The sequence below is a fragment of the Hydrocoleum sp. CS-953 genome, from assembly GCF_002260545.1.
GTDB lineage: Bacteria > Cyanobacteriota > Cyanobacteriia > Cyanobacteriales > Microcoleaceae > Trichodesmium.
This window is the reverse complement of sequence record NZ_LGSU01001148.1, coordinates 1-7,308: the sequence shown is the minus strand read 5'-3', so window position 1 is coordinate 7,308 and position 7,308 is coordinate 1. Positions and strand designations below refer to the sequence as shown.

Sequence of the window (7,308 nt, the reverse complement as noted above, 5' to 3'; positions counted from 1 at the left end):
ATAGAGTCAAAAAACTATAAAGTTTGAGTTTTAAACACTATATACATAGTCTTTCCATAAGTCCTACAAATAATTCTAAATTCTAAATTCTAAATTCTGAATTCTACAAGGAGCAACAATGCGACTATCTCAAATGTTATTAGTCACTCTACGAGATGACCCTGCTGAAGCAGAAATTCCTAGCCACAAACTCCTCATCCGTGCTGGATATATTCGTCGTATTGGTAGTGGTATCTACGCATATCTTCCCTTAATGTTGCGAGTCCTAAATAAAGTCTCCACAATTGTCCGTGAAGAAATGAATGCTACTGGTGCCCAAGAATGTTTGCTCCCCCAACTTCAACCCGCCGACCTGTGGCGAGAGTCTGGTCGCTGGGATACTTATACCCAAGCTGAGGGTATTATGTTTTCTCTGATTGACCGTCAAAATCGGGAATTAGGATTAGGCCCAACTCACGAAGAGGTCATAACTACTGTCGCTAAAGAGATGATTCGTTCATATAGACAATTACCTCTACATTTATATCAACTCCAAACTAAATTTCGGGATGAAATTCGCCCTAGATTTGGTTTAATGCGGGGTCGGGAATTTATTATGAAGGATGGCTATTCATTTCATGCTGATGAGGAAAGTCTGAAAAAGACTTATCAGGATATGGATAAGGCTTATCGAAATATGTTACGTCGCAGTGGGTTACAATTTCGGGCCGTAGATGCTGACTCTGGGGCCATTGGCGGTTCTGGTTCCCAAGAATTTATGGTTTTGGCAGATGCTGGTGAGGATGAAATTCTCTATACCGAAGATGGTAAGTATGCTGCAAATATGGAAAAAGCTGTGTCTTTGCCTGTAGATGGGGAGACTTCACATTTTGATACTTATGAAAAATTGGAAACTCCTGGTACTGAAACTATTGAAAAGCTGTGCGAGTTTCTCCATTGTTCTGCAACTAATATAGTCAAAAATGTTTTGTACCAGGCAGTTTATGACAATGGGATGACTGTTTTGGTATTGGTAAGTCTTCGGGGAGACCAAGATGTTAATGATGTGAAATTGTTGAATGAGTTGACTAAGTTGGCTGGAAATTATGAGGCGAAAACTGTTTTAGCCTTGACTGTGCCAGATGTGGCAGCCCAAAAGAAATGGACTGCTAAGTCTTTACCTTTGGGTTATATTGCTCCAGATTTGTCTGATGATTATATCGCTTCTAGTAAGCAGGTTAGTCCAAAGTTCCTACGAATGGTCGATCAAACAGCTGTATACTTGACAGATTTTGCAACTGGTGGTAATGAATCAGGTTATCACGTTGTGGGGGCAAATTGGGGGCAGGAATTTGCTTTGCCAAAGTTGGTGGTAGATTTGCGAAAGGCTCAAAAAGGCGATCGCGCTGTACATGACCCTAGTCAAAATCTAGAAACTGCTAGAGGTATTGAGGTGGGTCATATATTCCAGTTGGGGACAAAATATTCTCAAGCTATGGGGGCAACCTATACAAATGAACAGGGTGAAGAATTGCCTTTAGTGATGGGATGTTATGGTGTGGGGGTGTCTCGTCTGGCCCAAGCAGCAGTAGAACAGTCTTATGATAAGGATGGGATAATTTGGCCTGTGGCGATCGCTCCCTATCATGTGGTTATTTGTATTCCTAATATTAAAGATGCTCAACAAATAGAAGTAGCAGAAAGTCTCTATAAAGAATTAAATGAAGCAGGGATAGAGACTATTTTAGATGACCGAGACGAGCGGGCAGGTGTTAAATTCAAAGATGCAGATTTAATTGGAATTCCCTATCGAATAGTGACAGGGCGATCTTTAAAATCTGGCAAAGTTGAACTTGTAGAAAGAGCAACTCATCAATCTCAAGAAATTTTGGTAGAGAAAGTATTATCTACTTTAAAAGAGTTAATTGAGAAAGCATTAACATGATTTTTTCTGTCTGGAAAAATTCAACTTTGATTTTTATCTTGTTAACCATTGCTGTTTTTTTTTAAGTAATAAATTTCAGCAATGGTTTTCATCTTTACCGAAAAATTAGGGTGCATCTCAATTTTTAAGAAAGGGAAAAATTTATTGCTTTGAAGGAACACTTAACTGGGAAAAGAGAATAGGGAATAGGGAATAGGAAAAAAGTATTTTTGCAAATGTGAGATGCACCCAAAAATCAAGGTATAAAGCGTCTCAATTCATGGAGAAAAACCAGATTCAATCGACCAATAAAAGAAAAAAATTCCCTTGTTATACCTATTGGAAAGTTAACCTTTTTATAGCATCAGGTATCTCATTTACATTCTCAATAAGATGACAGAAAGGAATTTGTGATGTCCAAGTATCATAAAAAGCTGGTATTTTGTAATAAGAACCAGGTAACAATATATGAGGAATATTCAAAATCAAACATAAAATATGCACATGAAGACGGTTAGTCATAACCAAATTATAGTTTTGGAGTTGATAAATACCACTGTGCATATATCCCCAAGATTTGCGATGTAACTCAGGACGATGCACTTGATTAAACACAGATGAGTCAGGATGTAACCATTGCCATGCTTGACGAGAACCCCATTCTTGGGGAGTTTTCAACCCCCTTTGCCAACCTTCTCTAATCAGACGGACAAGACCTGGAACATAAATCCAACCCTTGGGAATTTTACCCATCCAATTAAAAGATATCCAATCATCTACATCTAAATTCTCAACGGGGATATTTTTTGGTTTAAACTTTTTGTTCATCTCTGCATCTTTTCTACACAAATAAAGTGTCTGATTTGAATGAGAAGAATTTATATTTGTCTTAGGTAAATCAACCATTTGAAAAGCCATGTCAGGAGCTTTATAAACTTTACATTTGAAAAAAGCTTGCTGGGCAATAGCAAAACTCCTATCATCTCTGACAAAAATGGTTAAATCAGGATGTTTATTCAGCACTTGAGCTGATTTTTCTAAGGCTTCTTCACTAGAGTAGTAAATAGTTTGAGGCAGAATAACAATTGATCTATCTCTATACTGTTCGATAATTTTTTCCCGAAATATTTGAAAAGCTGGCCAGATATCACCAAAATTTCCACCACCATTTAAAAAAATCGGTCCTCCTTTAGAGCGATTTAAAAAATCACTTTCAGAGAAGCCATTGCCAATACTAGAAACATAATCAATCTTAGCCTTGCGATGTTGGAAAATATATAAAACACTACCTAACCAAATTAGATGATCTCCAATATTAGAATAAGAAGGATAGTCAAGTAATGCACAATTATTAAAGTCTGGAATATTATTAAGCGCTTCGTGTAGATAATTTTTGATATTTTGAGTAGTTTGCAGTTGTGGATTATTCAGATTACTCATTGTTTTAGATAAGAACTATAAATAAGGTTATTTTTTTCATGTCAGGAATTGTGGCCTTATATTACGCCAAGTAGTCACAAGCAGTAATATTTTGACCAATTGTTCAATAGAAACTCAGTAGTCATATAGAATCCAGTTGAACATTTGTCATTGCGACGATAGGAAGTAATCGATCTGCGCCCCTGAGATTGCTTCCTTCGACGAGTTCCAGTCGCAATTACTTGGATATATTAATTATCCGAATTTTATATCAGACACAATTAAAGCTAACTGTGAAGTGAGACAACAGGCAGAAAAAAGTTTTAGCCAGTTTATATGTATTAACATCGTGCCGTTTATTTCTGTCCGATTACTTACCTTTACGTAAAACAAGCTTCAAGAATCTTTTTATACTTTTCAAAGCTCTTTGATAATTTAAGGTTAGACTGAGTATCTTAACCCAATTATCTTGAACATTATTGCAAATAGCACTATCCAAAATTTCTCCCCATTCACTTAGCACAGCATCATTAGAAGCCCGAATTTGAAAAAGACTTTTATCACTAATTGAACTTTCCCGAAAACAAGCTGGAATGTTCAAATTATTTGCTTTGAAATTGAACATTGTTCGCAAGCATTTTTCACATTTACCACAGTTTCGATCTTTTAATGCTCCTTGCCAACATACTCGCAAGTTGTCGCAACCTTCTTTCCATTCATTTATTGTGGCTACTTTTTGTGTTCGACTATGTGTTGCACCATCGTGTAATACTCTAAATTCCTCTGACGACAAGAGATGATCTGTAATTGGGCTTGATCCCCAGGGAAAGACAAGAGATTTATAGGGCTCACTACTCCCAATAAGGCACGTCCCCACTATCTTTTTGAAATTTTGAAGTGCTGCAACGAGAGCTGCTGCAAAAACATGTTCCCAATTCGTCCATATTACTTTGCGAAAATTAGTACGGATAGGTAGAAGTGGGATATCTATAGATTTAAGTGTAGCAGATGCTTGATTAAATGCAGTTACAAATGCTTCTTCATTTTGCAAGGGAATATCAAAGCCGTGAATTATAGCACAGGTTTTGATTGCTTGTGAGCGATAACCGTTCTTAGTTTTCGCATGACGCCAAACGCTAAATGTTGCATCAACACCACCAGAGAAGGCACATACAGCACTAGGTAGTCGTACAACATTATCTACAATTTCATCAACTTGAAAATCGACAGGATGATAAACTTGGGGCAACCAGCAGCACCAAGCATCGCGATATTCCGTTAAATTGGCAAGTAATTCTCTTGAAACTCTACCATGTACAACAATTTTACGGTTTTCTAACATTGCTTCCATGATTACAGCTATTAAATAGCTTTCACTATCAGTATCTGTCGGCAAGTTTTCGATCTCAGGAAATTCATACCAGAGTACCCGAGAATTAATGATCTGATCATCATCTTGACGTTCAATCTTACAACTGCGGCGCACATATGTGCCTACTTGCTCCAAGGGTTGAGGGTATAAATTTAGAATTTTCATTTAGGAAGTCTCTGACAAAATTATCATAAGGGGTGACAATAATTTGATATTGCTTAAGTTTGGCAAATAAATTTTCAATTAAATGTCCAGTTATCTGTCAAACATAAAATTATGAGTTAATAAAAGCTCACAATTATACTGTGAGAGAATGCTTACTCACAAAATAAAAAATTAAAAACTACTAGAAAAACTTGCCAACTTTTTTGATTACACTATTGACCTTACGATTCATCTGAGTTAAGCTGCTTGGCTCTTTTAATGTTTGAGGTTTTTGACTTGGATCTTTCAAAAAACGGTAGTCCAAAAAGGTATCTGCATATCGAATATTTACTGCTTCCCCTTTACATAAACGAGAGAAACCAATAGAGGGATAATTCATATAATGAATGCGATGAATAGGCTTCAAACCTTGTTCATTATACAGGACACCCCCTTTATAAATAAAGGGATCGGCATCAGCACAATTACCTGTGCGTTCTTGTCCATTCTCACTTTGGGTAAAATTAAAAAAACTGCAATTTTCTTTAATTGTCAAAATGCTAAAAAGTGCTGATGTAGACCACCAGCAACGGTCTCGGACACATTGAATACCCTGCTCATTAATGAGAAAATTTTTGAGTCTAGCTAAAACTTCTCCATTAAAAAGCCCATATTTAGAGCCAAAAAAACTGTCACAATGAAATTGAGGATAAATATCAGCCACCGGACAGTTTAACTTTTCCGCTAACTTTTCTGGTATTACCTCTGTTTTATCCCCCCGTTTGGAATGCTCCCAGTCATTAAATACGAGATTGGTCTTGTCCAAGCATTGAAATATATCATCAATAGGTTTCATTGCCAAGCTATCAGCATCAAAAAAAACAAAACGTTCAAATTCTCCTTCAAACGCTGCAAACTTACGATGAACAAAGCCCTTGTACCAACCTGGCCTCAAATACTTAGGGTCTTTAGCCCTTGGATGTGCCTCCCAAACATCATTAATAAAATTATCCCACTGTTGAATTACTGATAAGTTACTGAATAAGGTAACGTTGGGACGGGACTGAATCTCCCATTTAACTTTTCTTAGGTGGTCATTATAGGGAATTATGCAAACAGGTATATGAGTTCCAATGTTTTTTTCTATACTGTTCAGCAGAGCGACCATTTGATCGTAAACAGTATCATTAGCAAGCGTATAAATACCAGAGAACATGATTGATAATTGTCCAGCTTTTGAGCATAAATTCTGATTTATGCTATAGATATTCGCTTGACCATGAGGTAAATCAGGAAACTATAGTCATTTTAGTTTAGATTGAAATGAGGGTTTTTTGCTCTAAAGGGGGTTCAGCTAAAAAAGTGTTTCATTCTTATTTGGAATGACTATATAAATAATTGCTTCACTATGACTAAACTATAATTAACAAGAACCCATAATTTTACTTGGACAAAACTTTCTTGAGATTCTATTTATAGATCAGTTCTAATAATAGAAGTAATATTGTTAACCTAAGAGAAAGTTATAACTCAGCTCCTCACCGCCATTCTGCCTAATTCTCAAGGAGGGTCAAAATGAAAGAACAAAATCAAACTCGTAATATATCTGTTGGTATTGTGGCCAGTGTCTGTGCATTGGCAGTGGCGGTAGGTGGTGGCATCGCCTTGTGGACAAATTTAAAATCAACCACCACAAAAACTTCTGATAATTCCCAGAATCTCACAAACCCCTCAACTCAAAACTCACCTAATCAAACTCTACCTGTTCCACCTCCTGCTACAATTGATTCTCCAGACTCCCAACTATCTCCTTTCTCTATCCAACCAGAACCTAAAGCAGTTACAGAAAAGACTGTGGAACTATACTGGGTTAAGGATAGTGCTGGAGAGATTGGTTTAGTTTCCTCTGGGGTAAAAATCAAAGCAGCAAACGAACCGGAAGCTATTTTGACCGCTGCTTTTGACCGTTTATTATCTGGACCAGAAAATACAGATGTGGTCAGCGCCATACCCGAAGGAACCAAAATTCAAGCCTTAACTGTGGAAAATAATGGAGTCTACATTGACTTATCTGAAGAGTTTACTTCTGGAGGTGGTAGTGCTTCAATGATGGGGCGTTTGGGACAAGTTATCTATACTGCCTCTAGTTTAGAACCAGATGTTAAAGTTTGGATTTTCGTGGGTGGTAAACCTTTAGAAATGCTGGGGGGAGAAGGATTAGAAGTATCTCAACCTATTACTCGGCAGAATTTCCAACAAGAGTTTCAATTAAATTAAGGGAGTAGGGAGTAGGGAGTAGGGATTCATTCATTAATTGATAATTGATAATTGATAATTGATAATTGATAATTGATAATTGATAATTGATAAGTGATAATTGATAATTGATAATTGATAATTGATAATTGATAATTGATAATTACCTCTCCCTAAAAGGGAGAGGATTGACGAATAAGGAAAAGATTTATTT

The 7,308-nt window shown here is 36.7% G+C and carries 5 protein-coding genes; 2 read left to right on the top strand and 3 right to left on the bottom strand.

Going from position 1 to position 7,308, the window contains the following annotated elements:
• The first annotated feature begins 118 nt into the window (after nucleotides 1-118).
• Complete coding sequence (proS, locus tag AFK68_RS18155; RefSeq protein WP_094673979.1) at nucleotides 119-1,924, top strand: proline--tRNA ligase; 1,806 nt, start codon at nucleotides 119-121, stop codon at nucleotides 1,922-1,924.
• A gap of 315 nt (nucleotides 1,925-2,239) precedes the next feature.
• Here the strand turns inward: proS and AFK68_RS18150 are convergent, their stop codons facing one another.
• The 3 genes from AFK68_RS18150 to AFK68_RS18140 all read right to left on the bottom strand — a co-directional run bounded on the left by AFK68_RS18150 (nucleotide 2,240) and on the right by AFK68_RS18140 (nucleotide 6,054).
• Nucleotides 2,240-3,343: a polysaccharide pyruvyl transferase family protein gene (locus AFK68_RS18150; RefSeq protein WP_094673978.1), complete on the bottom strand. Its 1,104-nt coding sequence runs from the start codon at nucleotides 3,341-3,343 to the stop codon at nucleotides 2,240-2,242.
• A gap of 349 nt (nucleotides 3,344-3,692) precedes the next feature.
• Nucleotides 3,693-4,859 carry a hypothetical protein gene (locus AFK68_RS18145; protein WP_094673977.1) on the bottom strand — a complete coding sequence of 389 codons (1,167 nt, stop codon included), beginning with the start codon at nucleotides 4,857-4,859 and terminating at the stop codon, nucleotides 3,693-3,695.
• Between the two features lie 181 nt (nucleotides 4,860-5,040).
• The gene (locus AFK68_RS18140) at nucleotides 5,041-6,054 is read right to left on the bottom strand and encodes an Npun_R2821/Npun_R2822 family protein (protein WP_246844266.1); all 1,014 of its coding nucleotides are present in this window, start codon (nucleotides 6,052-6,054) and stop codon (nucleotides 5,041-5,043) included.
• Nucleotides 6,055-6,413: 359 nt separating this feature from the next.
• Here AFK68_RS18140 and AFK68_RS18135 point away from each other — a divergent pair, with 359 nt between their 5' ends.
• On the top strand, nucleotides 6,414-7,115 hold the full coding sequence (locus tag AFK68_RS18135; RefSeq protein ID WP_094672937.1) for a GerMN domain-containing protein: 702 nt from the start codon (nucleotides 6,414-6,416) through the stop codon (nucleotides 7,113-7,115).
• Nucleotides 7,116-7,308: the final 193 nt, after the last annotated feature.

What these genes read in the sequence shown, in the direction of transcription:
- proS (WP_094673979.1), top strand. Translation starts at nt 119, where the DNA reads ATGCGACTATCTCAAATGTTATTAGTCACTCTACGAGATGACCCTGCT.
- AFK68_RS18150 (WP_094673978.1), bottom strand. Translation starts at nt 3,343, where the DNA reads ATGAGTAATCTGAATAATCCACAACTGCAAACTACTCAAAATATCAAA.
- AFK68_RS18140 (WP_246844266.1), bottom strand. Translation starts at nt 6,054, where the DNA reads ATGTTCTCTGGTATTTATACGCTTGCTAATGATACTGTTTACGATCAA.
- AFK68_RS18145 (WP_094673977.1), bottom strand. Translation starts at nt 4,859, where the DNA reads ATGAAAATTCTAAATTTATACCCTCAACCCTTGGAGCAAGTAGGCACA.
- AFK68_RS18135 (WP_094672937.1), top strand. Translation starts at nt 6,414, where the DNA reads ATGAAAGAACAAAATCAAACTCGTAATATATCTGTTGGTATTGTGGCC.